The sequence below is a fragment of the Paracoccus jeotgali genome (genome assembly GCF_002865605.1).
Classification (GTDB): domain Bacteria; phylum Pseudomonadota; class Alphaproteobacteria; order Rhodobacterales; family Rhodobacteraceae; genus Paracoccus; species Paracoccus jeotgali.
On sequence record NZ_CP025583.1, the window covers coordinates 2,684,536 to 2,709,860 of the forward strand.

The window sequence follows — 25,325 nt, forward strand, 5'->3', positions numbered from 1 at the left end:
CCTCATCCTTTCGGGCCGGACAGGATACGTCCGACCAGTTGCGCCGTGTAATCCACAATCGGCACGATACGTCCATAGTTCAGCCGCGTCGGTCCGATCACGCCCACGGCGCCAATGATCTTTCGGTCGGAGTTCATATAGGGAGAAACTACCAGAGAGGAACCCGAAAGTGAAAAAAGCTTGTTCTCGGAGCCGATGAAGATGCGGACCCCGTCGCCGCCTTCGGTCAGGTCGAGAAACTGCGCGATGTCGCGCTTGCGTTCCAGATCGTCGAACAGGTGCCGGACCCGGTCCAGATCGGCGGCATCGGCATCCAGCAGATTGGCCTGACCGCGCACGATCAGCCGGGCGTCGGAATCGTCGCCGTCCCAGGCGGCGAAGCCCTGCTCGATCAGTTCGGCGGCGAGGCTGTCGATTTCCTGCCGCCGGCGGGCGATCTCGCGGGTGATGTGCTGGCGCAGCTCAGTCAGGGTCCGCCCCTCGGCCAGCGCGTTGAGAAAGTTGCCCGCCTCGCGCATCGAGGAGGGCGTCTGGCCGGGCGGCGGGGTGAAGATGCGGTTCTCGACCTGACCGTCGGAGAAGACCAGCACCACCAGGGCGCGGTCATGGGCGAGGCTGACGAACTCGATATGGCGGATCGGCGCCTCGTGCTTCGGGGTCAGGACCAGGCTGGCGCCATGGGTCATGCTGGACAGCGCGCCGCCTACGCGATCGAGCAGCGAGCCGACGTCGGGCGCACCGGCGCCCAAGGTCTGCTCGATCATTTCGCGGTCGGAATGGGCGACGGGATCGACCTCCATCAACCCGTCGACGAACAGGCGCAGGCCGCTTTGGGTGGGCTGGCGGCCGGCCGAGACATGCGGGGATTCCAGCAGGCCCATGAACTCGAGATCCTGCATGACGTTGCGGATGGTGGCCGCGCTGATCTTTTCGGCCATGCCGCGGGTCAACGTGCGCGAGCCCACCGGCTCACCCGTGGCCAGATAGGCTTCGACCACGCGGCGGAACACCTCGCGCGAGCGGTCGTTGAGTTCGTCGAGCAGGTGGCGGTTGGTCATGCGGGCTTGCGTCCCTCCGGTGCTGGCCTGTATCTGAACGCCGAATGAGGAAAGGAAATCCGATGCGTCCCTCTGGCCGGAACTTAAGCGAAATGCGGGCAATTACAATCGAGACCGGGGTCATGCGGCATGCCGAGGGTTCCTGCCTGATCCGGGTCGGCGACACGCAGGTGCTGTGCAGCGCGTCGATCGAGGAAAAAGCCCCGCCCTTTCTGCGCGGGACCGGCAAGGGCTGGGTAACGGCTGAATACGGCATGCTGCCACGCGCGACCAACACGCGCAACCGCCGCGAGGCGGCGACGGGCAAGCAGGGCGGAAGAACGGTTGAGATTCAGCGCCTTATCGGAAGGTCGCTGCGGGCGGGCGTCGACCTGCGGGCGCTGGGGGAACGGCAGATCGTGGTCGATTGCGACGTGATCCAGGCCGATGGCGGCACGCGCTGCGCCTCGATCACCGGCGGTTGGGTCGCCCTGCGGCTGGCGATGAACCGGCTGGTCGAGGCCGGGATGGTCAGCAGCGACCCGATGCTGGATCACGTCGCCGCGGTGTCCTGCGGCATTTACGCAGGGCAACCGGTCGTCGATCTGGATTACGCCGAGGATAGCGAGGCGGGGACGGATGGTAACTTTGTCATGACCGGGACTGGGCGGCTGATCGAGGTGCAGATGTCGGCTGAGGGTGCGACATTCTCGCGCGACGAGATGGGGGCGCTGCTGGATCTGGCGGATGCGGGCGTGGGCGAGTTGGTGGCGGCGCAGAAGGCGGCCCTGTGATGCGACGCTTTGAAGGCCAGCGGCTGCTGGTTGCGACCCATAACGCCGGCAAGCTGGACGAGATGCGGGCGCTGCTGGCACCCTACGGCGTCGAGGTCGTGGGCGCGGCCGAGATGAACCTGTCCGAGCCGGTCGAGACCGAGGACAACTTTGTCGGCAACGCCCGTATCAAGGCCCGGGCGGCGGTGGCCGCGACCGGGCTGCCGGCGCTGGCCGATGACAGCGGGATCAGCGTCGATGCGCTGGACGGTGCCCCGGGCGTCTATACCGCCGACTGGGCCGAGACGGGCTCGGGGCGCGATTTCGGCATAGCGATGCAGCGGACTTGGGACGCGCTGGAAGAGCGGGACGCGCCGCACCCCCGTCACGCGCAGTTCCGCTGCACGCTGGTGCTGGCCTGGCCCGACGGGCACGAGGAGGTCTTCGAGGGGGTCCTGCCGGGGCAGGTCGTCTGGCCACCGCGCGGGGCCGAGGGGCATGGTTATGATCCGATCTTCATGCCGGACGGCAAGGACCGGACCTTGGGCGAGTTGACCCCTGACGAAAAGAATGCGCTGAGCCATCGCGCCATTGCGGTGCAGAAGATGTTGCAGGCATGCTTTGCCTGAGCCGAGATCGGTTTTGGTGGAGGATTGGCGGCATGGGGGCTTTGCGCTCTATGTCCACTGGCCGTTCTGCACCTCGAAATGTCCCTATTGTGATTTCAATAGCCATGTCGCGGGGCAGATCGACCAGCAGCGATGGGCGCGGGCCTTTAGGTCCGAGATCGCGCGGATTGGTGCGGCGACGCCGGGGCGGGTGCTGAACAGCATCTTCTTTGGCGGCGGGACGCCCTCGCTGATGCAGCCCGAGACGGTGTCGGCCGTGATCGAGGCGGCGCGGGCTGTCTGGCCCTTTGCAAATGATATCGAGATTTCGCTGGAGGCAAATCCGGGTAGTGCGGATGCGGCGCGGTTTCGTGGCTATGCGGATGCAGGGGTGACGCGGCTGTCGCTGGGGGTTCAGGCACTGAGTGACGCGGATCTACGGCGCCTGGGGCGGATGCATAGCGTTTCGGAGGCGCGGGCGGCGTTCGATCTGGCGAAGGCGGCGTTCGATCGCGTCAGCTTCGATCTGATCTATGCGCGGCAGGATCAGGACGCCGCGGCGTGGCGCGCGGAGTTGCGCGAGGCTGTGGCGATGGCGGTGGACCACCTGTCGCTTTATCAGCTGACGATCGAGCAGGGGACGGTCTTTGGCGCCCGCCATGCGGCAGGGCAATTGCGCGGGCTGCCGGAGGATGATCTGGCGGCGGATATGTATTTCGAGACGCAGGAGGTTCTGTCCGGGTTCGGCATGCCGGCCTATGAGGTCTCGAACCACGCGGCGGCTGGGTCGGAATCGCGGCATAACCTGACTTACTGGCGGCAGGGCGACTGGGCGGGCGTGGGTCCGGGGGCGCATGGGCGCTTGACGCTGTCTGACGGGCGCTATGCCACGGTTGCCGAGCAGGCGCCGGGGGCGTGGCTGAAGCGGGTCGAGCAGCAGGGCGCTGGGGATGTGGTTTGCGACCTGCAGACAGCGGATGACGAGGCGACGGAGTATCTGCTGATGTCGATGCGCCTGACCGAGGGGATGGATCTGGCGCGGTATCGGGCCAAGGGCGGGCGGCTGGACGATGCGCGGGTGGCGCAAGTGGTTGACGATGGGCTGTTGTCCATCAGCGCTGATCGTGCCGTTGCGACGGCGGCGGGTCGGCCGCTGCTGAATTATGTCCTGCGGCAGATGGCCGGCTAGATGCGCCTGATTTATCTGAGCATTGGTTGGCTGGCGGTTGGCATTGCCGTTCTGGGCGCCTTCCTGCCGATCCTGCCGACGGTGCCGTTTCTGCTGATCGCGCTATGGGCCTTTGGTCGTTCGTCAGAGCGGCTGCACCAGAAGCTGCTGAACGATCCAGTCTTTGGGCCGGACATCAAGCGCTGGCAGGAGCGGGGGGCGATCCGGCGTCCGGCCAAGATTCTCGCGCTATCGGCGATGCTGGGCAGTGTTCTGCTCGCGGCGTTGCTGGGTGTGTGCCCGCCGATCCTTGCGGTGCAGGCGCTGGTTCTGGCGTCGGTGGCCGTGTTCATTGCCACCCGGCCCGAAAGCTAGGCGGTTCCGGCGAGGATCTGGCAGAGCCGGTCCAGCTGGTCGAGATCGCGATAGGTGATCGTCATCTGACCGCCCTCGGTCCCGACATGCTTGATCTGGACGCGCATCTTCAGCGTGGCGGACAGATCCCCTTCCAGCGCACGCGTGTCGGCATCCTTTTCCGCCTTGGGTGCGGCTTTTCCTGGCTTCTGCGTCTTTTCCCGCATCAGTGCCTCGACCTCGCGGACCGAGAGGTCCTTGTCGATGATGCGGCGGGCGATCTGGGTGGGGTTTTCCGCAGTGACCAGAGCCCGAGCATGACCGGCGGTCAGTTTCTCTTCCCGAACCCAGTCCTGAACCTGATCGGGCAGGGTCAGCAGACGAAGAAGATTGGCGATGTGGCTGCGGCTTTTTCCAAGCGCCTCGGCGAGCTTTTCCTGGGTGTGACCGAACCGCGTCATCAGCTGCCGATAAGATGCCGCTTCGTCAATCGAGTTCAGGTCGGCGCGCTGGATGTTCTCGATGATCGCGACCTCGAGCATCTCGGCATCCGAAAACTCGCGGATGATGACCGGAAGCTCGTGAAGCTGCGCGATCTGCGACGCTCGCCAGCGGCGTTCCCCGGCGACGATCTGGTAGAGGCTTCCGTCGTCGGGGTGGCGGCGGACGATCAGCGGCTGAATGATACCGCGGCTGCGGATGGATTCGGCCAGTTCGTTCAGCGCTGCAGGATCGAAGATGCGGCGCGGCTGATCGGGGTTGGGGGTGACCTGCTCGATGGGCACCAGCGTGGCGCCAGGGGAGCCTGCCGGTGCATCGACGGGCTGAAGATCCGCCATCAGGGCCGACAGGCCGCGCCCGAGGCTGCTTCGCTTTGTGCTGGTCATGCGCACATCTCCTTTTGGCGCGACAGGAACTCGGCGGTCATGGCTTGGTAGGCCCGGCTTCCGGTGGATGAGGGGTCGTAGATCGTCACCGGCAGGCCGTGGGACGGCGCCTCGGAAATGCGCACGTTGCGGGGGATGACCGAGCGGTAGACGAGTTCGCCCAGTGTCGCCCTCGCATCGGCCTCGACCTGCTGAGACAGGTTGTTGCGGCCGTCATACATGGTCATCACGACGCCTTCGACGCGCAGGGTCGGGTTGGCGTTCTGGCGCACCTTGCGGACAGTCATGAGAAGCTGCGAGAGGCCCTCGAGCGCGTAGAACTCGGCCTGGAGCGGGACCAGCACGGAATTGGCTGCCACGAGGGCGTTAACGGTGAGCAGGCCGAGCGCGGGCGGGCAGTCGATAAGGACGTAGTCATAGCTGTCGCCCTGCCGCAGCGCGTTGCTGAGCAGGTTGATGCGATCCTTGCGGCTGGAAAAGTCGATATCGGCCGAGCTGAGGTCGGGCGTCGATGACACGAGCGACAGGTTTTCGATGCCGGTCGGTGCGGCGGATTCGCTCAGGCTGAACCGGCCCGACATGAGATCGTAGGAACTGTGGTTTCGGTTGCCCGGATGGCAGCCGACGCCGGTCGAGGCGTTGCCTTGCGGGTCGAGGTCGATTATCAGCGTCCGCAGCCCGCTGGCTGCGAGGCTGGCGCCAAGATTTACGGCTGTGGTGGTCTTGCCCACGCCGCCTTTCTGGTTTGCAATGGCGACTACGCGCTGACTATTCACGGCGTTGGATCTCACTGATTTCCAGAATTGCTGCGTCCGGATCGGTGGTGCTGTCATGGGTGGCGAGGTCAAAATCCCAGTGGCGGTGCGCTTCAGCGACTTCGTCGCGCCAGTTCCTGCCCTTATGTAGCAAGGCACGGCCATGGGGGGCAAGCTGCGTGTCGAGCATCGGCAAAAGATCGGCGAGAGGGGCCAGCGCCCGGGCGCTGGCGAAGTCGTATGAAGATTCGGGCAGCTGTTCGATTCGCTGGTTCAGGATCTTGAGCTTCGGAAGATCGAGTTCCCGTCGGCAGGTGGAGAGGAACGCCGCCTTGCGTTTGTCGCTTTCGACGAATGTGATCTGGAGGGGGAGTTCCCGTGCGATGATCGCGATGACGACCCCGGGAAGTCCACCGCCGCTACCGAGGTCGATCCAGTTGCCTTGGGGTTCTTTTGTGAGAGAGAGGATCTGGGCTGAATCAATGATATGGCGTTTGCCGAGGTCTGTCAGGGTGGACGGCGCAATAAGGTTGATTGACGGATTCCACTTGATCAGGAGATCTTCATATTGGCGAAGCAGATCCCCCGTTTCACGTGAAACACTAGCTTCTAGCATGCCTTGGCCCGAGCCTTCGCCAACAGGAGCAGAAGCGCAGCAGGGGTCATACCTTCGATGCGTGACGCGGCTGCGATTGTGCTGGGCCGATACTGCTTCAGCTTTGACAAAAGTTCGTTGGACAAACCGGTGACGTCATCATAGCTGAGGGCGTCGAGAGCAGTTGCTTCGTCACGCTTCAGGGATTCGGCCTGCCGGGCTTGCCGCTCGACATATTGCGAATAGGTCGCGTCGATCTTAAGCTGCCGCGAGATAGCCGCGTCAGGAACAGTCAAGGCGGGGTCGACCTGTTGAAGCTGGTCGATGTCCACCCCAGCTATGGACAGAAGATCGTAAGCCGACCTGCGTTTGCCGTCTGCACCCGTCGACAAGCCAGCCTGCTTGAGCTGCTTGGGACCGATCAGGGCTGACCGATATGTCTGCTCAGCGTCGTTCAGCATTTTCATCTTTACGTCGAACGCCTTCGCGCGGCGAGGACCGACGCTGCCCACTGTGACGCCCTTTGGCGTAAGTCTTTGATCGGCGTTGTCGGCGCGCAAGGAAAGACGATATTCGGCACGAGATGTGAACATGCGGTAGGGTTCTGTCACCCCGCGCGTCACCAGGTCATCGATCATGACGCCGATATAGGAGTCAGCACGCGAGAAGCGAATCTCTTCCTCACTGGCAGCATTCATGCCTGCGACAATGCCCTGTGCGGCGGCCTCCTCATAGCCCGTCGTCCCGTTGATCTGACCGGCGAGATAGAGGCCGCGAACCGACCTCAATTCGAGTGTAGGGTGAAGCTCCCGCGGATCGATATAGTCATACTCGACCGCATAACCCGGCTGAGCGATCACAACCTGTTCCAAGCCTGGAAGCGCCCGCAAAAACCTTTCCTGAATCTGAATGGGCAAGGACGTGGACAGCCCATTCGGATACACCAGATCGGTCGTCAGTCCCTCTGGCTCCAAAAACACCTGGTGCGAGGCCTTGTCCGGAAACCGGGCCACTTTGTCTTCTATCGAAGGACAGTAACGCGGACCCTTTCCCTCAATCCGACCGCTATACATGGCCGACTTTTCAAGGTTATCCGCGATGATCTGATGCGCGTGCTCGTTGGTGTGCGTAATGCCGCAATCCAGCTGGCGCAGCGCGGTGCCTTCGGTGAGGAAGGAGAGGTAGGTGGGTTCAACGTCCGCCGGCTGCATCTCCAGAACGGCCCAGTCGATGGATCGGCCGTCGAGCCGAGCCGGTGTCCCAGTCTTCAAGCGTCCCAGACGCACGCCCAAATCACGGAAGACGGCAGCTAATGCGGATGAACTGCCGCTCGCCCAACGTCCCGCCGCGTGAGACTGCTCGCCGATGTGGATGCGACCATTCAAGAATGTGCCCGTCGTCAGAACGACCCGGTTGCAGGAGATAGTGTGATCGCCAACGACGACGCCGTTTACCGTCTCCGCTTCAATGTTCAGATCGCGGACCTCACCATAGATGATGTCCAACCCCGGCAACGCACTCAGCGTCTGTTGGGCAACAGCTGCGTAAACCTGCCGATCAACCTGCGCCCGCGGCCCCTGCACAGCCGGACCCTTGCTGCGGTTCAGCAACCGATATTGGATCGCAGCCGCATCGGCGAAACGCCCGATCAGACCGTCCAGCGCGTCAACCTCGCGCACGAGGTGACCCTTGCCCAAGCCGCCGACAGCCGGATTACACGACAACTTGCCGATGTCGCCACGATCCAAGGTGACCAACGCCACCTGCCGCCCCATGCGAGCCGCAACTGCCGCAGCCTCGACACCCGCATGTCCAGCGCCGACAACAATGACATCGTAATGTTTCACGTGGAACAAACCCTATTTGCCGACGCAGAATTCCCGAAAGACAACGTCAAGATAGTCCTCGACATCCAGTTTGCCAACCAGCCTGAGCAGATGGCGGTTCGCCTCCTGGACCGCCTCCGCCACAATCTCCGGCGGCGCACTTATCTCAATGTCCAGAGCCTCCGCCGCCATTCGGATCGCCTCGGCCTGCCGTAGATGGCTGCTCAATCCCGTCCCGAGCAAACGGTCGTTCAGCCCTTCGAAGATCCGCTTCAACAACTCATCCACGCCCCGCCCGGTCACGCTCGAAACCGCCTCTGGATCTCCCGTCAGATCACCCTTCGTCTCCACAAACAGATCCCCCGCGCGCTCCAGCCCGCGCGCGGCCTCCGTCACGTCACCGACAAACAGTCGCATATCCGCCGCCTCGGCCCGCGCCCGCGCCCGCTCGATCCCCAGACCCTCGACCAGATCCTCGGTTTCCCGCAGTCCCGCCGTATCCAGGAAGGTCACCGGCAGCCCAAATATATCCGCCCGGAACTCAACCACATCCCGCGTTGTCCCCGCGACGGGGGTCACAATCGCCACATCCTTCCGCGCAATCGCATTCATCAGCGACGACTTGCCGGCATTCGGCGCCCCAACGAGCGCGACCTCAAACCCCTCCCGCAACCGCTCCCGCACCGGGAACCCCTCCAGCTCCGCGAGCAGCCGCGTCCGCACCGACTGCAGCTCCCGCCACACCCCATCGGCCACATCGTCCGGAATTTCTTCATCCGCGAAATCAATCGCGGCCGTCAGCATCGCCCCCGCCCGCAGCAGCGCCTGGCGCCACATCTCGACCTCCTCGCCCAGCTTTCCGCTGCTGGTGGAGGCTGCCAGCTTCCGCTGCGCCTCGGTCTCGGCCGACAACAGATCCGACAGCCCCTCGACCTCCGCCAGATCCATCTTGCCGCGGGAGAACGCCCGCAGCGTGAACTCCCCCGCCTCGGCCCGCCGGCATCCCGCCTCTGACAATGCGCGCTCAAGCCGGCGCACCACGACCGGCGCCCCATGTAGATGGAATTCAGTGCTTTCTTCGCCGGTAAAGCTCGCTTCTGCGTCAAAGCGGATCACCAGGCCCCGGTCGATCAGATCATCGCCGTCCCGGATCGCACGGTAATAGCAGAACCGCGCCGCCTCCAGCCTGCCCGCAAGACGCTCCGTCACCCGCCGCGCGTCAGGCCCGCTCACCCGGACGATGGAGACCCCGCCACGTCCCGGCGGGGTCGCTTCTGCAAAGATCGTAGTCACAACACATCACGCATTCATCGAGTCGAAGAATTCCGAGTTGTTCTTGGTCTGCTTCAGCTTCGAGATCAGAAACTCGATCGCATCCGTCGTCCCCATCGGGTTCAGGATCCGGCGCAGCAGATAGGTCTTCTGCAGATCGCGCGAATCGACCAGCAGTTCTTCCTTGCGCGTCCCCGACTTCAAGATATCCATCGCCGGGAAGACCCGCTTGTCGGCCACCTTGCGGTCCAGCACGATCTCGCTGTTGCCGGTGCCCTTGAATTCCTCGAAGATCACCTCGTCCATGCGCGAGCCGGTATCGATCAGCGCCGTGGCGATGATCGTCAGCGAGCCACCCTCTTCGATGTTCCGCGCCGCACCAAAGAACCGCTTCGGCCGCTGCAAGGCGTTCGCATCGACGCCGCCCGTCAGCACCTTGCCCGAACTCGGCACGACGGTGTTGAACGCCCGCCCCAGCCGCGTGATCGAATCCAGCAGGATCACCACGTCACGCTTGTGCTCCACCAGCCGCTTGGCCTTCTCGATCACCATCTCGGACACCGCAACGTGCCGCGAGGCCGGTTCGTCAAAGGTCGAGGACACCACCTCACCCTTCACCGAGCGCTGCATATCGGTCACTTCCTCGGGCCGCTCGTCGATCAGCAGCACGATCAGATAGCATTCCGGATGATTGCGCTCGATGGAATGGGCAATATTCTGCAAAAGCACCGTCTTACCCGTCCGCGGCGGCGCCACGATCAGCGAGCGTTGGCCCTTCCCGATCGGCGCCACAAGATCGATGATCCGGGCCGAACGGTCCTTCAAGGTCGGGTCCTCGATCTCCATCTTCAGCCGCTGATTGGGATAAAGCGGCGTCAGGTTATCGAAAGCGACCTTGTGGCGCGCCTTGATCGGGTCCTCGAAATTGATCGATTCGACCGTGGTCAGCGCAAAATAACGCTCATTGTCGCCCGGCCCGCGGATCACGCCCGAGACCGTATCGCCGGTCCGCATGCTGTGCTGCCGGATCATGTCCGGGCTGACATAAATGTCGTCCGGACCGGGCAGATAGTTCGCCTCGGGCGAGCGCAGGAAACCGAACCCGTCCTGAACGACTTCGAGCACCCCGTCCCCGCCGATCGCATAACCATCCTCGGCATGCTCTTTCAGGATCGAGAACATCATCTCGCCCTTGCGCATGGTCGAGGCGTTCTCGATCTCCCACTCTTCGGCCATCGCCAACAGATCTTTCGGGCTTTTCGCCTTCAGATCGGCAAGGTTCAAACGCTCTTCGCTCATCGGATCACCGCAATGCCCGCCGGGCATATTCCATTGTCATGAGAAAACCCACGCCGGACGGCGGGATCGTTGCCGGTCGGGTTAGCGCAGCCGCACCGCCGAGTCAATCCGCCCTCAGAACTTCACGATCACCGCAAGCACGATCCCGACCATCAGCAAGGTCGGCACCTCATTCATCAGCCGATAGCGCCGCCCCGGCAGCCCCCGTCCCTCGGCCAGCGCGCGCCGCTGCCCTGCAAGCCACATGTGAAACCAGGTCATCCCCAGCACACCCGCCGCCTTGATCCAGGGCCAGATCATCGTCCAGTCAACGATCCCCGGCGTCAGCACCAGCGCCAGACCGCAGATCCAGGCGACGATCATCGCCGGGTTCATGATCAGCCGCAGCAACTTGTCTTCCATGATCGCGAAAGACTGCGCCGGTTCGCCCGCCCCCTCACCACGTTCGGCGTGATAGACATACAGCCGTGGCAGATAGAACAGCCCGGCCATCCAGGACAGGACCGCCATCACATGCAGGGATTTCACCCAAGGATAGATCGAGGCGAGAAAATCGAACATGCGACACTCTTAATCATAAAAGAAATAGAGAAGATAGAAGATGATGTTAGTAGGTCCTGTGGGCAACGGAATATCAGCCATTCCCGCCATTTCATCCACAGCTTTGCACACGGTCTTTCCGTCAAAACCGAAAGCGAAATCAGCCACCTGACCCCGATTCGCCCGATCTTGTCCCCAGACTGGGCATAACGCACCCGCAGGCGTGAACATGGGGATAATCTGCGCCCGTTCCCGGTCGGTTCACGGCGCTTTTCCACCGCGGTTTCGATGCACCATTTCCTCCCGCCATTTCTCCACAGCATTGTCCCGACCCACCGATCTCATTGCCGCTTCCAACCCAGCCGGACACCGGCTATCCAGAACAGATGACCGACGTGCAGGATACCTCGACCGAAAGCCTGCCCAGCCAGACCCCGCTTGCGGGGGTGATCGGCTGGCCGATCTCGCAGTCCCGCTCGCCGCGCCTGCATGGGCACTGGCTCAGCCGCTACGATCTGCCCGGCCATTACATCCCGATGCCGGTCCGCCCCGAGGACCTGCTAGAGGTGCTTCAGACCCTGCCGAAGCTGGGTTTTGTCGGCCTCAACGTGACCATCCCGCACAAGGAAGCGGTGCTGCAACTGGCTGATGTGGTCACCGACCGCGCATCGCTGATCGGCGCGGCCAATACGCTGATCTTCCGCGACGATGGCAAGATTCACGCCGACAATACCGATGGATACGGCTTCATCGCCAATCTGGTCCAGAACACGCCTGACTGGCAGCCGGAACGCGGCGCGGCGGCGGTGATCGGCGCCGGTGGCGCGGCGCGGGCGGTCGTCGCCTCGCTGCTGGAACGCGGCGTGCCGGAACTGCGGATCACCAACCGCACCCGCCTGCGTGCCGATCAGATCAAGGCTGAATTCGGCGCCAAGCTGGTCGTCTATGATTGGGCGCAGGCCGGCAACATGCTGGAAGGCGCGACCACGGTTGTCAACGCGACCTCGATGGGGATGGTCGGCAAGCCCCCGCTGCGCGTGCCGCTGGACGCCCTGTCGCCGGGGGCCGTGGCGACGGACCTCGTCTATACACCCCTGATGACCGATTTCCTGACCGAGGCGCAGGCGCGTGGTTGCCATATCGTCGACGGGCTCGGGATGCTGCTGCATCAAGCCGCGCCGGGCTTCGAACGCTGGTTCGGCCGCCGGCCCGAGGTTGATGCTGCACTGCGGCAGGCCGTGCTGTGACCTATCGGCTGGGCCTGACCGGGTCGATCGGCATGGGCAAATCGACCGCCGCCGCCATGTTCGCGGAACTGGGCCACCCGGTCTGGGACGCAGATGCGGCGGTCCACCGCCTCTATGCCCTAGGCGGCGCCGCGACCGAACCTGTCGGAGAGGCATTTCCCGACGCGATAACTCAGGGTGCCGTCAACCGACACTTGCTCAAGCAATCGATCGCGAAAGACGCAACCGCCCTAAATCGCCTCGAATCCATCGTCCACCCGCTCGTCGCTGCCGACCGCCAGCACTTCATCGCACAGGCCGCAGAGGCTGGCGCACCGCTGGTCGTCCTCGACATCCCGCTGCTGTTCGAGACCGGGGCCGAGGCCATGCTGGACGGCGTTGCCGTTGTCTCCACCGATGCTGCCACGCAGAAAGCGCGAGTCATGGCGCGACCCGGCATAACGGCTGAGACCCTCGATCTGATCCTGTCGCGGCAGATGCCGGACGTCGAAAAGCGAAAGCGCGCCGACTGGGTCATTCCCACCGACACGCTGGACGGCGCCCGCGCCGCCATCCGCGCCATCTGCGACGACATCCTGGGACAATCCGATGCGTGAGATCGTTCTCGACACCGAAACCACCGGCTTCGACCCCGACACCGGCGACCGTCTGGTCGAGATCGGCGCGGTCGAGCTGCTGAACCACCTGCCCACCGGCCGCAATTTCCACAAATACATCAACCCGCAGCGCGAGGTGCCCGCCGACGCGGTGGCGATCCACGGGCTGACGACGGAATTTCTGTCCGACAAGCCGCTGTTCGAGCATGTCGCCGACGAGTTTCTCGACTTTATCGGCACGGACGCCAAGCTGGTCATCCATAACGCCGGTTTCGACATGAAATTCCTCAATGCCGAGCTGGGTCGCATCCGCCGCCCCGTTCTGCCCTGGGCGCGGGCGCTCGACACGCTGGCGCTGGCCCGGCAGAAATTTCCCGGCGCGCAGAACTCGCTCGACGCGCTGTGTCGGCGCTTCGGGATCGACAACTCGGCCCGGACCCTGCACGGCGCGCTGCTCGACAGCGAGATCCTGGCCGACGTCTATCTGGAACTGATCGGGGGCCGTCAGCCCGACCTGATCCTTGCCCCCGCCCAGCAGCGCCAGCCGACCCCCGGCACCGCCAGCCCCACACCGAGCCGCGCCACCCGGCAGCGTCCGCGCCCCCTGCCGCCCCGGCTGCACCCGCACGAGGTTGAGGCGCACGCCGCCTTCATCGCATCCATGGGCGAAAAAGCCGTCTGGCTGCGGTTTCGCGTCACGACCAAAGGTTGATCTTGCCCGCTTAACTGCCGATGCTGCACCCAGCCCAACAAGGATGCCGCCATCGAACGACTTCTGGATATCTGGCAATTCATCCGCGCCATCGGCGAGCGTATGGACAAGATCCATATGGGCCTGATCGCCGCGGGCGTGGCGTTCTATGCGATGTTTGCCGTGTTTCCGGGTCTGGCTGCGATCATCGCGCTGTGGGGGCTGTGGTATGACCCCCATGTGATCGACAATTACCTGCACGTCGCCGACGAATTCGTTCCCGACGAGGCGATGGACATCCTGCAGACCCAGATCGAGGCGCTGACCTCAAGCGAGCCGACTCCGCTCGGCTGGGCGTCGATCCTGTCCTTCGCGATCGCCACCATCGCCGCGCGGGCGGGCGTGGATGCCTTGGTGCGAGGGCTGAATGCGGCTTACGGGGTGCGGTCGCATTCGACGCTGACCGGCTTCATGCTGGCCTATGTGCTGACGCTGGCGATCGTGGGCGTGGTGCTGCTGGGGCTGGCGACCATCGTCGTGGTGCCGCTGCTGCTGACGCTGCTGACGACCGGGCCGCTGCGGGCGTGGCTGCTGGCCGGGCTGCCCTGGGCCGCGATGTTCCTGATCGTGCTGATCGGGATCGGTATTCTCTATCGCTATGGCCCGAATGTCCGTTCGCCCCGCACGCCGATCTTCACCTGGGGCTCGCTGATCGCGGCGCTGGTCTGGGGCGCGGCGTCACTGGCGTTTTCGGCCTATCTGGGCAGTTTCAACAGCTATAACCGCATCTATGGATCTATCGGCGCGGTGGTGGCGCTGCTGATGTGGTTCTATCTGGCGGCGTTTTCGGTGATGCTGGGGGCGCTGTTCAATGTCGAACTGAACCGGTCGCGCAGACTGGCAGCGGCCCGCGCCGCGCGTGCGGCCTCGCAAAAAGCCGCCGAGGCCGCGAAAGAGCAGGCCCCAGCCGAGGCGCAATCGGGCTAGAGCGGCCCCGCCTGATACAGCCGCACCTTCAGCCCGCCATGCGCGACGACCGGCCCGGTATCGGTGAATGACAGCCCCGTCGCCCGCGCCAGAGCGGGATCGGCAGTCACGATCCCGACCCGCCACCCGGTAAAGCGCGTCCGCAGCACCTCGCCCAGATTGGCGTAAAGCCCGAACAACGGCCCCTTGTTGCCGATCCGTGCGCCATAAGGCGGGTTGACGATCACCAGCCCCGGCGGCCCGTCAGGCGGCATCGCGTCGGCGATGGCACCCTGCTCGAAATGGCACAGATTGCCCACCCCGGCCCGGTCCGCATTCGCCCGGCTCATCCGGATCGCGCCCGCGTCGCGGTCCCCACCGCTGAAGCGGATCGAAACCTCGCGCAGCGTCGCAGCACCTCGCATCGCGTCCCACGCCGCCGCATCAAAGCTGGCGAAATCCTGAAACGCAAAGCGCCGTGACCGCCCCGGAAACAGCCCGCGCGCCATTTCCGCCGCCTCGATCACGAAGGTCCCCGAGCCGCACATCGGATCAAAAACCGGCATTGTCCCGTCGAACCCGCATTGCCGCAGGAATCCCGCCGCCATCGTCTCGCGCATGGGGGCCTTGGCGACGGCTTCCTTGTGGCCGCGCTTGTGCAGGCTCTCGCCCGAGGAATCGAGGCTGATGACGGCCAGATCATCCTCGATCCGCAGCTTGACCGTGACGGCGGCCGCGGCGGCTTCCTGAACGATGGGCGCGCCGACGGTGGCGGCAATCGCGCCCTCGATCCGTTGGGCGGCGGCGCCGGCGTGATAGATGCGCGATTTGCGGCAGGTGGCCTCGACCCTCACCGGCAGGTCGGGGCGCAGCAGACCTGCCCAGTCCAGCTTGCGCGCCCGCTTGTCCAGTTGCGCCAGATGCAGCGCGCGAAAGCTGGCGACGCGCACCAGCACCCGGCTGGCGCAGCGCAGCACCAAATTGGCGCGCCAGACCTCGAGCCAGTCGCCCGTTGTCTCGACCCCGCCGGGGACGATCAGCGGCGCGGCAAAGCCTGCCTCGCGCGCCTCGTCGGCCAGCGGCTGTTCCAGACCCGGCGTGGCGACCAGAAAGATGCCGAGATCGCTCAGCTCGCTTCCAGACCTTCGGTCGAGGCAAAGAACATCGCCTGCGACACCGCCGAGCTGACCTGATCCTCGGTATAGGGTTTCGAGATCAGGAAGGCCGGCTCGGGCCGGTCGCCGGTCAGCAGACGTTCCGGGAAGGCGGTGATGAAGATCACCGGAATGTCGCCCAGCGTGCCCAGCAATTCGTTGACCGCATCGACGCCCGACGAGCCGTCGGCCAGCTGGATATCGGCCAGGATCAGGTCGGGACGGCTGCGCCCGGCCAGTTCGATGGCCTGATCATGGGTGCGCGCAATGCCGGTGACCTCATGGCCCAGGGCCTGCACGATGCCCTTCAGGTCCATCGCGATGATGGTCTCGTCCTCGATCACCATGACGCGGCCGGTGACGGATTTCGCCATCTCGTCCATGGCGATGCGGACCAGTTCGCTCGCCTCCGCGTGGTCGATCTGCATGATCTCGCCGATCTGGTCGAAGCGCATCCCCTCGATCGAGTTCAGCAGCAGCGCCTCGCGCGAGTTCGGCGTCAGCCCCGCCAGATGCGCCTGCGCGCGGCGGCCACGCTCGCCCCCATCGGCATCGGCGACCGGCTGCCCGCTGGAGGTCCAGATGGCGTGAAAGGCCCGGAACAGGCCGACGCGGGGGTCGAGCCCGTCCAGCACGCTGCGGTCGGTCAGGATGGCTTCCAGGGTCGCGGCGGCGTAATTGTCGCCCGCGCTCTGGCTGCCGGTCAGTGCCCGGGCGTAGCGGCGCAGGAAGGGCAAATCGCGCCCGATGGACTTGGCAAGCTCGGCAGAAGACATGTAAACCTCGATTGTCATGGCACTCGATGGAACCTGTCTGATGGTCTATCGGTTGAATGCGGTGCGCACAAGATTGTCGGGATTAACAAAAAAATGACGAACAAGCGGGACGAACGCAAGAAGGCGGCGTTGGACAAACAGATCGACCAGAACCTTCGACGAGTGTATGAAGAAGACGTATCGGCGGAAATCCCGGACCGTTTCCTGGCCCTGCTCGAGAAACTTCGCGAGCAGGAGTAGTCATGACCAAACCGCAAAACAGGTCGCAGGATGCCATGTCCGGCGACACCCCGCGTGACGAGCTGGTGAATCACCTGCCCGCGCTGCGTGCGTTCGCCCTGTCCCTGACCCGCGACGGATCGGCGGCCGACGACCTGGTGCAGGATACCATCGTCAAGGCGTGGACGAATATCGAGAAGTTTCAACCCGGTACCAACCTGCGCGCATGGCTGTTCACGATCCTGCGCAACACCTTCTATTCCGCCCGGCGCAAGACCCGGCGCGAGGTGTCCGACACCGACGGCATCCACGCCGCCAAGCTGTCCACCCGTCCCGAACATGACGGGCGGCTGGCGATGAATGATTTCCGCGCCGCCTTCCAGCATCTGCCCGACGAACAGCGCGAATCCCTGATCCTGGTCGGTGCGCTGGGCTTTTCCTATGAAGAGGCCGCCTCGATGACCGGTGTCGCTGTCGGCACCGTCAAGTCGCGCGCCAATCGCGGCCGCCGCCGGCTGGCCGAGCTGCTGCACCTCGCCGACGGGGAAGAGCTTGAGATGACCGACCGCAGCACGTTGGCGGCGATGTCCGGCAACTCTCCTGTCCTGCGCTAGGCGGTCATGCTGCGAGGTCTGGCCGAGTCTCTGCAATTCACCAAGGGACTTGGCTTTCGTCTGGCTGCGCTGCTGTCGGTGGCGATCCTGCCCATCGGGCTGATGTCGCTGATCCAGACCATGTATCTGTCGGGCGAGGCCGAGCGTTCGGCCCAGATCGCCATTGTCGGGCGCACCGGCGCGGCGGCGGCGGGCGAACGCGCGCTGCTGCAGGGTGCCTTGGGCACGGCGGATGCGCTGGGTCCGGCGGTGCTGCGGTCCATCGACAACCCCGCCGCCTGTTCCGAGATGATGAAAAGCTTTGTCGAGCGTGGCGCGACCTATGTCTATGCGGGCTTCACCTGGCTTGACGGCACCAATGAATGCAATTCGGGCGTGGAGGCGCGCGACCTGTCCGACAGCCCGCTGTTTGCCTCGTTCATCGCCAACCCCACCACCATGGTCAGCCCGATGGAGCGGGGGCCGATCAGCGGGCGGCGCGTCGTCGTGGTCGCGCAACCACTGTATCGCGACCGCGAATTGCTGGGCTATGTCGCGGTGTCGCTGGCCCATGACCTGCTGAAATCGACCCATGGCGCCCTGTTCGGCAGCGAGGGGGCGCGCACGATCACCTTCAACAGCCAAGGCGAGATCCTCGCCGCCGATGACGGTCTGGCCGAGGAGATCCAAGGCGCGCTGCCCCGCAACGAGACCCTGCGCAGCCTGATCTCGCGGACCGAGACGACCTTCACCGCCACCACCGCCAGCGGCGACGAGCGGGTGTTTTCGGTCGTGACCGTGGTGCCGGGGCTCGTCTATGCCTTGGGCAGCTTCAGCGCGTCCGAGGCCGGGGTGCAGGGCTATCGCGTGACCAAGCTGACCGCGGTGCTGTTCGCCGTCTCGCTGTGGGCGGTGTCGCTGGGGGTGGCCTATTACGCCGTCTATCGGCTGGTGCTGCGCCATGTGCGCGAGCTGCGCAGCCAGATGCGCCGCTTTGCCGTCGGCGACCGCGCCGTGCCGCCGCGTATCATGGACGACGCCCCGACCGAGATCGCGGATGTGTCGCGCACCTTCCACAACATGGTCCGCATCCTGAACCGGGACGAGGCCGCGCTGGAAGCCGCCATCGACGAAAAGACCGTGCTGCTGAAAGAGGTGCATCACCGGGTCAAGAACAACCTGCAACTGATCGCCTCGATCATCTCGATGCAGGGCAGGGTGATTGTGCACGAGGATGCCAAGCGGGTGCTGCGCTCGGTGCAGGACCGGGTGGCCTCGCTCGCCTCGATCTACAAGAACCTGTATCAGGCCGAGCATCTGGAATCGGTCAATGCCGACCGGCTGATTTCGGAGATCATTAACCAGATGTCTCGGGCGTCCATTTCGTCGGATGCCCCGCTGCGCGTCGATACCAGCATCGAACCGCTGATCCTGCAGCCCGATCAGGCCGTGCCGCTGACGCTGCTGACCAACGAGGCGTTCACCAACGCGCTGAAATACGCCGGCGTCCCCTCGGGCGAGACCGAGGCGTGGGTGCGGGTCACGCTGGAGCGCGTCGATGCGACCCATGCCCGGCTGAACGTCACCAACTCGATCGGGCACAGCGAACGCCCACCCGCCCACGGCACCGGCCTTGGCAGCCAGCTGATCGAAGCCTTCGCGATGCAGCTTGACGGCGTTCCCGACATCATCGAGGGCGAGCGTGAATACACCCTGACGCTGCTGTTCCGCATCGAGGCCATCGTTCCCATCCAGCCCGAGGAACGCACCGTTGTGCTGACCTCGGCCGCCCGCGTCGGCGCGCGGCACTGAACGCCCGCGCCGGGGTTCCCATCCCCGACCGCTGCATATACCTTCGCGCCCGAACCGAACCGGAGACACCATGAAACGCGACATGCTGGGCCAGAGCGATATCGAGGTCAGTGCCTTCTGTCTGGGCACGATGACCTTCGGCAACCAGACCGACCAGGCCGAGTCCCACGCCCAGATCGACCGCGCGCTGGACGCCGGCATCACCTTCCTCGACTGCGCCGAGATGTATCCGGTCAACCCGGTCCGCGACGAAACCGCCGGCCGGTCGGAAGAGATCATCGGCAACTGGATCGCCCGCAGCAGCCGCCGCGATCAGGTGCAACTGGCGACCAAGATCACCGGCAATGGCAGCGTCGTGCGCGACGGCGCAGGCTATGACGGCGCCGCCATCACCGCCGGGATCGAGGCGTCGCTGCGCCGCCTGCAGGTCGAGACCATCGACCTCTACCAGCTTCACTGGCCCATGCGCGGCAGCTATTCGTTTCGCCAGAACTGGGGCTATGACCCCTCGGGTCAGAACCGCGCGCAGACGCTGGACCACATGGCCGAGGTGCTGGACGCGCTGGCCGCGGCCCGGCAGGCAGGAAAGATCCGCGGCTTTGGGCTGTCCAACGACACCGCCTGGGGCACCACCCGCTGGATTGACGTGGCCGAGGCGCGGGGCGCGCCGCGCGTGGCCGCGATCCAGAACGAATATTCGCTGCTGGCGCGGCTGTTCGACACCGATCTGGCCGAAGTGTCGGTGAACGAAAACGTCACCCTGCTGGCCTATTCCCCCCTCGCCGCCGGGCTGCTGACCGGCAAGTATCAGGACGCGGCCATGCCCGCGGGCAGCCGCGCCGCCGTCGATCTGGCCTCGGGCGGGACCGGCAAGCTGGGCGGGCGCAAGACGCCGCGCGCGATGCAGGCGGTCGCGGCCTATCACCAACTGGCCCGCGACCACGGCATCGACCCGATCCACATGGCGCTTGCCTGGCTGCGGACGCGGCCCTTTCACACCATCCCTATCCTGGGCGCGACCACGCTGGACCAGCTTTCGCATCAACTGGACGGGCTGGAGACGCAGATTTCCCCGGCGCTGCGGCGCGCCATCGACGATCTGAACCGCCAATGGCCGCTGCCCTACTGAACTTCACCGCGGATGCGGAACTGCTGCAGGGCTTTGCCCGCGCCCTCGCCCCCGATCTGCGGGCGGGCGATACCGTGCTGCTGGACGGCCCGGTCGGCGCGGGCAAATCGCATTTCGCCCGCGCCCTGATCCGCGCGCGGCTGCAGAATCCGGGCGAAGAGGTGCCAAGCCCGACCTTTACCCTTGTCCAGACCTATGACGGCCAGCCCCCGATCTGGCACGCGGATCTGTACCGGCTGACCGATGCCTCGGAAATCGACGAGCTGGGGCTGACCGACGCCCTGCCCGAGTCCATCGCGCTGATCGAATGGCCCGACCGCATGAACCCGCCGCCGCCCGAGGCGCTGCGCATCGACATCCTCAGCCTGCCCGACCCCGATCGCCGTCAGGTCGCGCTGTCGGGGCCCGAGGATCTGGGCCGCCGCGCCCGCCGCGCCGCCGAACGCGCGGTTTTTCTGCAGCGCGCGGGCTGGACCGGGGCCGAGATCGCGGCTCTGGCCGGCGATGCCTCGGCCCGGCGCTATTTCCGGCTGACGCAGGGCGACCGGACGGCCGTGCTGATGGACAGCGACCGCGCCACCGTCACCCCCTATCTTTCCATGACCGACTGGCTGGCGGGGCGCGATTTCACCGTGCCGCAGATCCTCGCCGCCGATCCCGAGGCCGGGCTGGCGCTGATCGAGGATTTCGGCGACGCGCCCATCGCCCGCGTCATCGCCGACGACCCGGCGCAGACCGCGCCGCTGTATGACCGCATCGCCGGGATGCTGGCGCGGCTGGCGGGGTTTGATCCCGCGCCCGATCTGCTGGTGCTGGACGGGCCGGAAATGGCGCGGCAGCTTGAACTCTTCGCCGAATGGTACCCCGCCGCTGCCGGCGCCGATGCCGAGGCGATGTCGGCCGCCCGCGCCATCGCGCCCTGTTTTGCCGCGCTGCATGACCGGCTGTGCGCCGATGCGGCGCCCGTCACCGGCTTGCGAGATTGCCATGCCGAGAACATCTTTCTGACCCCGGACGGGCGGTTGGGTCTGATCGACTTTCAGGACGCGGTCGCGGTACATCCGGCCTATGACCTCGTCTCGGTCCTGCATGACGCGCGCCGGGCGATCCCGGCCGAGGTCGAAGAGGCCGCGATTTCGCGCTTCCTGCGCGACACCGGCTTCGACCGCGCGGCGTTCGAGCCCGCCTTCGCGCTGCTGGGCGTGCAGCGCAACCTGCGGATTCTGGGCATCTTCACCCGGCTGTGCCTGCGCGACGGCAAGCCGCGCTATCTGCGCTTTGTCCCGCATCTGTGGTCGCTGATCGAGCGCGAGCTGACCCATCCCGCACTGGCCGATCTGGCGGCGCTTGTCCGCCGGCTGCCGGTACCCGATCAGGACGTCATCGAAAGGATCCGGTCGCAATGCACCCGCTGATGATCTTCGCCGCCGGCAAGGGAACGCGCATGGCGCCCCTGACCGACAGCCGCCCGAAACCGCTGATCGAGGTCGGCGGCCGGACCCTGCTGGACCGCGCCATCGCGCTTGGCCGCGATGCCGGGGCCAAGCCCATCGTCGTCAACACGCATTACCTGGGCCAGCAGATTCGCGACCATCTGCAGGGCAGCGATGTCGTGATCTCGGACGAGGCCGACAAGCTGCTGGAAACCGGCGGCGGGCTGCGCAAGGCGCTGCCCTTGCTGGGGGCGGGGCGGGTGATGACGCTGAACCCGGACGTGATCTGGACCGGGCCGAACCCGCTGCCGGCGCTGTCCATGGCTTGGGACGCGGCGCGGATGGATGCGCTGCTGATGCTGGTCCATGCCGACCGCGCGCGGGGCCGGATCGGCGGCGGCGATTTCAGCCTCGACCACACCGGGCGGATCACCCGGGGCGGCGATCTGGTCTATGGCGGCTGCCAGATGCTGCGGACCGACCGGTTGGGCAGCATCGCGGAAGAGGTGTTTTCGCTGAACCTGCTCTGGGACCGCATGATCGAGGATGGCCGCGCCTATGGCATCACCCATCCCGGCGGCTGGTGCGATCTGGGCCGCCCCGAGACCATCCCCATCGCCGAAGCCATGCTGGCCGAAGATGTGGTCTGACTGGCAGGGCGGCAGCTTTGCCCTGCCTCCCGGCGCGGATTTCTGCCGGGGCGTGGTGGCGGGGCTGATGGCGCGTGTCGCCGGCAAACCGCCCGAGGCGCTGGCCGAGGTCACCATCTATGTCAACGCCGGCCGCACCCTGCGCAGCCTGCGCGAGGCGTTCGACGACCACGCCCGCCAGCACGGCCCGATCCTGTTGCCCCGGCTGCGCCTGATCGCCGATCTGGGCGCGGGGATGCCGGGCGAACGCGCGGCGCCGCTGGCCCGGGTGCTGGATCTGGGGCGGCTGGTCTCGCGGCTGATCGCGCAGCAGCCGGGGCTGGGGGCCGGGCAGTCGGTGCCCGATCTGGCGCAGTCGCTGGCCGATCTGATGACCGAGATGCAGTTCGAGGGCTGCGACCAGTCCAGCCTGTCCGACATCGACGCCCGCGACCATGCCGCCCATTGGCAGCGCAGCCTGCGCTTTCTGCACATCGCGGCCGGCTTCTATCTGGGCGAGCCGGTGCAGGATCAGGCCGCCCGCCAACGCCACGCGGCGCAGGCGCTGGCCGATCTGTGGGCGGCAGGCCGCGATCTGCCGCAGGCGCCGGTGATCGTCGCCGGCTCGACCGGGTCGCATGGCGCGACGCGGCTGTTCCTGCAGGCGGTGGCGGCGGTGCCGCTGGGGACGGTGATCCTGCCCGGCTATGATTTCGGGCAGCCGGACAGCGTCTGGGACTCGCTTGGTCCGCAGGCCGAGGATCACCCGCAGGCCCGTCTTGCGGCGCTGCGGGGTGGCGGGGTCCAGCCTTGGCACGCGGGCCAAGACGCCCCCGCGCCCGGTCGCAATCGACTGGTGTCGCTTGCCTTGCGTCCCGCGCCGGTCACCGATCAGTGGATCAGCGAGGGGCCGGGGCTGGCCGATCTGGCCGGCGCGACGGCGGGCCTGACCCTGATCGAGGCCGACCAGCCCCAGCAAGAGGCCGACGCCATCGCCATCCTGATCCGCGACGCCGTAGGCCGCCAGCAGCCGGTGCGGCTGATCACCTCGGATCGCGGGCTGGTGCGGCGGATCGCGGCGGTGCTGGATCGCTGGGATCTGCAGATCGAAGATTCGGCGGGCGAGCCGCTGCAACTGTCGGCGGCGGGGCTGTTCCTGCGCCATGTCGCGGGGCTGTTTGTCCAGAAGGTCACGGTGGATGTGCTGCTGACGATCCTCAAAGACCCGGTCACCGCCACCGGCGGGCCGCGCGGCGACGTGCTGCGCCACACCCGCGATCTGGAGTTGCGGCTGCGCCGGCACGGCCCGGCCTTCCCCGACGCGGCTGCGCTGCGGGAGTGGGCCGATGGCGGCGACGCCTCGCGCAAGCTGTGGTGCGAATGGCTGGCCCAGGCGCTTGATATGGTCAAGGACGGCAGCGACCGCACGCCGCAGCCGGTGCCGGACCGGCTGGCGGCGCATCGGGCGCTGGCCGACTGGCTGGCAGCCGGGCCGGGGGGCAAGGCGCAGAGCTCGCGGCTGTGGAACCGCGCCGACGGGCAGGCGGCGCAGGCGGCGCTGCGGCATCTGGCCGACCATGCCGACCGCGCCCAGCCGATGACGCCGCGCGAATATGCCGATCTGATCGACACCCATCTGGCCCGCCACGCCGTGCGCGGCAGCGATCAGGGCCACCCGCTGATCCGCTATTTCGGCACCCGCGAGGCGCGGACCGAGGCCAACCGCTCGGACGGGGCCGTTGTCGTGCTGGCGGGGCTGAACGAGGGCGGCTGGCCGCAGGCGCTGGCGCCCGATCCCTGGCTGTCGCGGCTGATGCGCCAGCAGGCCGGGTTGACCCTGCCCGAGCGGCAGATCGGGCTGGCCGCGCATGACTTTCAGCAGGCCATCGCCGCGCCGCAGGTGGTGCTGACCCGCGCCCGCCGCGATGCCGAGGCCGAGACCATCCCCTCGCGCTGGCTGAACCGGCTGACCAACCTGATGTCCGGGCTGACCGATCAGGACGGCCCGGCGGCGCTGCAGGCGATGCGGCAGCGGGGCGGCACATGGCTGGCGCTGGCCCGGCAGATGGCCGAGCCGCGTTACCGGCTGGACCCGGCGCCGCGCCCGGCCCCGGTGCCGCCGGCGCCGGCCTTTGCCGCGATCTCGGTCACCGGCGTCGCAAAGCTGATCCGCGACCCCTACGCCGTCTATGCCGACAAGGTGCTGGGGCTGCGCGCGCTGGACCCGTTGCGGCCTGAACCGGACGCCTCGCTGCGCGGACAGGTGCTGCACATGATCGTCGAGCGTCTGCTGACGCCCCCGCCCGCCGCCGGCACCTCGGCGCAGGCGCTGCGGGCGCGGTTTCTGGCCATGACCGCCGAGGTTCTCGCCCAAGAGGTGCCTTGGCCCGCCGCCCGCGCCTTCTGGCAGGCGCGGATGGAGCGCATCGCCACCCGCATCGCGAGGGACGAGGCCGAGCGTCTGCAATCGGCCCGCCCGCTGGTGGTCGAGGCCTCGCACAGCCTGCCGGTGCCGGGCCTGACCCTGCGGCTGACCGCGCGGCCCGACCGCATCGACCTGCTGGACGGCGGCGCGATGGCGCACGTCTATGACTATAAAAGCGGCAATCCGCCCACGGACGCGCAGATGGAACATTTCGACAAGCAGCTTTTGCTGGAGGCCGCGATGGTCGCCAAGGGCGCCTTTCCGGCGCTTGGCCCGGTGACGGTTCAGGGCGTCAGCTATATCCAGCTTGGTGGCGAGGGCGCGACCCATCCGCGCAAGTTCACCCCCGAAGCGGCCGAGGAAACCTGGCAGAAATTCGTCATCCTCGCCGGGCGCTATCTGCGCGGCGAGTGCGGGTTCGCGGCGCGGCGGGCGCTGCAGAAATCCGGCGACCGCAGCGATTACGACCACCTGTCGCGCTATGGCGAATGGGGCACGGGCGACGCGCCGGTGCAGATGCGGGTGGGCGATCATGGTTGAG

At 66.1% G+C, this 25,325-nt stretch carries 26 protein-coding genes; 15 read left to right on the forward strand and 11 right to left on the reverse strand.

From position 1 onward, the window contains the following. Positions 1-2: 2 nt before the first annotated feature. A complete protein-coding gene (hrcA, locus tag CYR75_RS12935; protein WP_101500412.1) occupies positions 3-1,058 on the reverse strand; it encodes a heat-inducible transcriptional repressor HrcA in 1,056 nt (351 codons plus the stop codon). 62 nt (positions 1,059-1,120) lie between these two features. On the opposite strand from hrcA, the gene rph reads away from it, so the two are divergent. Genes rph through CYR75_RS12955 form a run of 4 tightly spaced genes read left to right on the forward strand, consistent with a single transcriptional unit; the run spans position 1,121 to position 3,961 of the window. Beyond that, the gene (gene rph, locus CYR75_RS12940; RefSeq protein WP_101500413.1) at positions 1,121-1,831 is read left to right on the forward strand and encodes a ribonuclease PH; all 711 of its coding nucleotides are present in this window, start codon (positions 1,121-1,123) and stop codon (positions 1,829-1,831) included. Then, on the forward strand, positions 1,828-2,439 hold the full coding sequence (gene rdgB, locus CYR75_RS12945) for an RdgB/HAM1 family non-canonical purine NTP pyrophosphatase (RefSeq protein WP_101500414.1): 612 nt from the start codon (positions 1,828-1,830) through the stop codon (positions 2,437-2,439). The genes rph and rdgB overlap by 4 nt, the downstream gene beginning before the upstream one ends. A 16-nt stretch (positions 2,440-2,455) precedes the next feature. Next, positions 2,456-3,607 (forward strand): radical SAM family heme chaperone HemW, encoded by a 1,152-nt coding sequence (hemW, locus tag CYR75_RS12950; protein WP_101501050.1) that lies wholly within the window; start codon positions 2,456-2,458, stop codon positions 3,605-3,607. Continuing rightward, complete coding sequence (locus CYR75_RS12955; protein WP_101500415.1) at positions 3,608-3,961, forward strand: YbaN family protein; 354 nt, start codon at positions 3,608-3,610, stop codon at positions 3,959-3,961. It begins immediately after the preceding gene. On the opposite strand, the gene CYR75_RS12960 is transcribed toward CYR75_RS12955, so the two are convergent. The 8 genes from CYR75_RS12960 to CYR75_RS16095 form a co-directional block, all read right to left on the reverse strand. Continuing rightward, positions 3,958-4,827, reverse strand: coding sequence for a ParB/RepB/Spo0J family partition protein (locus CYR75_RS12960; RefSeq protein WP_101500416.1), 870 nt, complete (start codon positions 4,825-4,827; stop codon positions 3,958-3,960). The genes CYR75_RS12955 and CYR75_RS12960 overlap by 4 nt on opposite strands. Further along, positions 4,824-5,558 carry a ParA family protein gene (locus tag CYR75_RS12965; protein WP_404825353.1) on the reverse strand — a complete coding sequence of 245 codons (735 nt, stop codon included), beginning with the start codon at positions 5,556-5,558 and terminating at the stop codon, positions 4,824-4,826. The genes CYR75_RS12960 and CYR75_RS12965 overlap by 4 nt, the downstream gene beginning before the upstream one ends. 37 nt (positions 5,559-5,595) lie before the next feature. Further along, entirely contained in the window at positions 5,596-6,198 is a 603-nt protein-coding gene (gene rsmG, locus CYR75_RS12970) for a 16S rRNA (guanine(527)-N(7))-methyltransferase RsmG (RefSeq protein WP_101500418.1), read from the reverse strand. Then, the gene (gene mnmG, locus CYR75_RS12975; protein WP_101500419.1) at positions 6,192-8,033 is read right to left on the reverse strand and encodes a tRNA uridine-5-carboxymethylaminomethyl(34) synthesis enzyme MnmG; all 1,842 of its coding nucleotides are present in this window, start codon (positions 8,031-8,033) and stop codon (positions 6,192-6,194) included. The genes rsmG and mnmG overlap by 7 nt, the downstream gene beginning before the upstream one ends. A gap of 3 nt (positions 8,034-8,036) precedes the next feature. Beyond that, complete coding sequence (gene mnmE / locus CYR75_RS12980) at positions 8,037-9,296, reverse strand: tRNA uridine-5-carboxymethylaminomethyl(34) synthesis GTPase MnmE (RefSeq protein ID WP_101500420.1); 1,260 nt, start codon at positions 9,294-9,296, stop codon at positions 8,037-8,039. A gap of 6 nt (positions 9,297-9,302) precedes the next feature. Beyond that, a complete protein-coding gene (gene rho / locus CYR75_RS12985; RefSeq protein ID WP_101501051.1) occupies positions 9,303-10,574 on the reverse strand; it encodes a transcription termination factor Rho in 1,272 nt (423 codons plus the stop codon). Between the two features lie 114 nt (positions 10,575-10,688). Further along, positions 10,689-11,135, reverse strand: coding sequence for a CopD family protein (locus tag CYR75_RS12990; RefSeq protein WP_101500421.1), 447 nt, complete (start codon positions 11,133-11,135; stop codon positions 10,689-10,691). 9 nt (positions 11,136-11,144) lie between these two features. Further along, on the reverse strand, positions 11,145-11,282 hold the full coding sequence (locus CYR75_RS16095) for a hypothetical protein (RefSeq protein ID WP_158644656.1): 138 nt from the start codon (positions 11,280-11,282) through the stop codon (positions 11,145-11,147). A 218-nt stretch (positions 11,283-11,500) separates the two neighbouring features. On the opposite strand from CYR75_RS16095, the gene CYR75_RS12995 reads away from it, so the two are divergent. From CYR75_RS12995 to CYR75_RS13010, 4 genes are all read left to right on the forward strand, one after another. Continuing rightward, complete coding sequence (locus CYR75_RS12995) at positions 11,501-12,361, forward strand: shikimate dehydrogenase (protein ID WP_101500422.1); 861 nt, start codon at positions 11,501-11,503, stop codon at positions 12,359-12,361. Next, the gene (gene coaE, locus CYR75_RS13000) at positions 12,358-12,957 is read left to right on the forward strand and encodes a dephospho-CoA kinase (RefSeq protein WP_101500423.1); all 600 of its coding nucleotides are present in this window, start codon (positions 12,358-12,360) and stop codon (positions 12,955-12,957) included. The genes CYR75_RS12995 and coaE overlap by 4 nt, the downstream gene beginning before the upstream one ends. Next, positions 12,950-13,669 (forward strand): DNA polymerase III subunit epsilon, encoded by a 720-nt coding sequence (gene dnaQ, locus CYR75_RS13005; protein WP_101500424.1) that lies wholly within the window; start codon positions 12,950-12,952, stop codon positions 13,667-13,669. Before coaE ends, dnaQ begins: the two co-directional genes overlap by 8 nt. 102 nt (positions 13,670-13,771) lie before the next feature. Next, a complete protein-coding gene (locus tag CYR75_RS13010; protein WP_101500425.1) occupies positions 13,772-14,635 on the forward strand; it encodes a YihY/virulence factor BrkB family protein in 864 nt (287 codons plus the stop codon). On the opposite strand, the gene CYR75_RS13015 is transcribed toward CYR75_RS13010, so the two are convergent. Continuing rightward, the gene (locus CYR75_RS13015; RefSeq protein WP_101500426.1) at positions 14,632-15,744 is read right to left on the reverse strand and encodes a THUMP domain-containing class I SAM-dependent RNA methyltransferase; all 1,113 of its coding nucleotides are present in this window, start codon (positions 15,742-15,744) and stop codon (positions 14,632-14,634) included. The genes CYR75_RS13010 and CYR75_RS13015 overlap by 4 nt on opposite strands. Then, positions 15,741-16,544, reverse strand: coding sequence for a response regulator (locus tag CYR75_RS13020; RefSeq protein WP_404825376.1), 804 nt, complete (start codon positions 16,542-16,544; stop codon positions 15,741-15,743). The genes CYR75_RS13015 and CYR75_RS13020 overlap by 4 nt, the downstream gene beginning before the upstream one ends. A gap of 93 nt (positions 16,545-16,637) precedes the next feature. Between CYR75_RS13020 and CYR75_RS13025 the strand changes: the two genes are divergently transcribed. From CYR75_RS13025 to addB, 7 genes are all read left to right on the forward strand, one after another. Beyond that, positions 16,638-16,784, forward strand: coding sequence for a NepR family anti-sigma factor (locus CYR75_RS13025; protein ID WP_101500428.1), 147 nt, complete (start codon positions 16,638-16,640; stop codon positions 16,782-16,784). Between the two features lie 2 nt (positions 16,785-16,786). Further along, on the forward strand, positions 16,787-17,377 hold the full coding sequence (locus tag CYR75_RS13030) for an RNA polymerase sigma factor (RefSeq protein WP_101500429.1): 591 nt from the start codon (positions 16,787-16,789) through the stop codon (positions 17,375-17,377). A gap of 6 nt (positions 17,378-17,383) precedes the next feature. After that, complete coding sequence (locus tag CYR75_RS13035; RefSeq protein WP_101500430.1) at positions 17,384-19,168, forward strand: histidine kinase dimerization/phosphoacceptor domain -containing protein; 1,785 nt, start codon at positions 17,384-17,386, stop codon at positions 19,166-19,168. 70 nt (positions 19,169-19,238) lie between these two features. After that, positions 19,239-20,297 (forward strand): aldo/keto reductase, encoded by a 1,059-nt coding sequence (locus CYR75_RS13040; protein ID WP_101500431.1) that lies wholly within the window; start codon positions 19,239-19,241, stop codon positions 20,295-20,297. Beyond that, positions 20,279-21,712, forward strand: a complete 1,434-nt coding sequence (gene tsaE, locus CYR75_RS13045) for a tRNA (adenosine(37)-N6)-threonylcarbamoyltransferase complex ATPase subunit type 1 TsaE (protein WP_101500432.1) — start codon at positions 20,279-20,281, stop codon at positions 21,710-21,712. Before CYR75_RS13040 ends, tsaE begins: the two co-directional genes overlap by 19 nt. Beyond that, positions 21,700-22,380 carry a nucleotidyltransferase family protein gene (locus tag CYR75_RS13050; protein WP_225972724.1) on the forward strand — a complete coding sequence of 227 codons (681 nt, stop codon included), beginning with the start codon at positions 21,700-21,702 and terminating at the stop codon, positions 22,378-22,380. Before tsaE ends, CYR75_RS13050 begins: the two co-directional genes overlap by 13 nt. Further along, entirely contained in the window at positions 22,370-25,324 is a 2,955-nt protein-coding gene (gene addB, locus CYR75_RS13055) for a double-strand break repair protein AddB (RefSeq protein ID WP_101500433.1), read from the forward strand. The genes CYR75_RS13050 and addB overlap by 11 nt, the downstream gene beginning before the upstream one ends. Position 25,325: the final 1 nt, after the last annotated feature.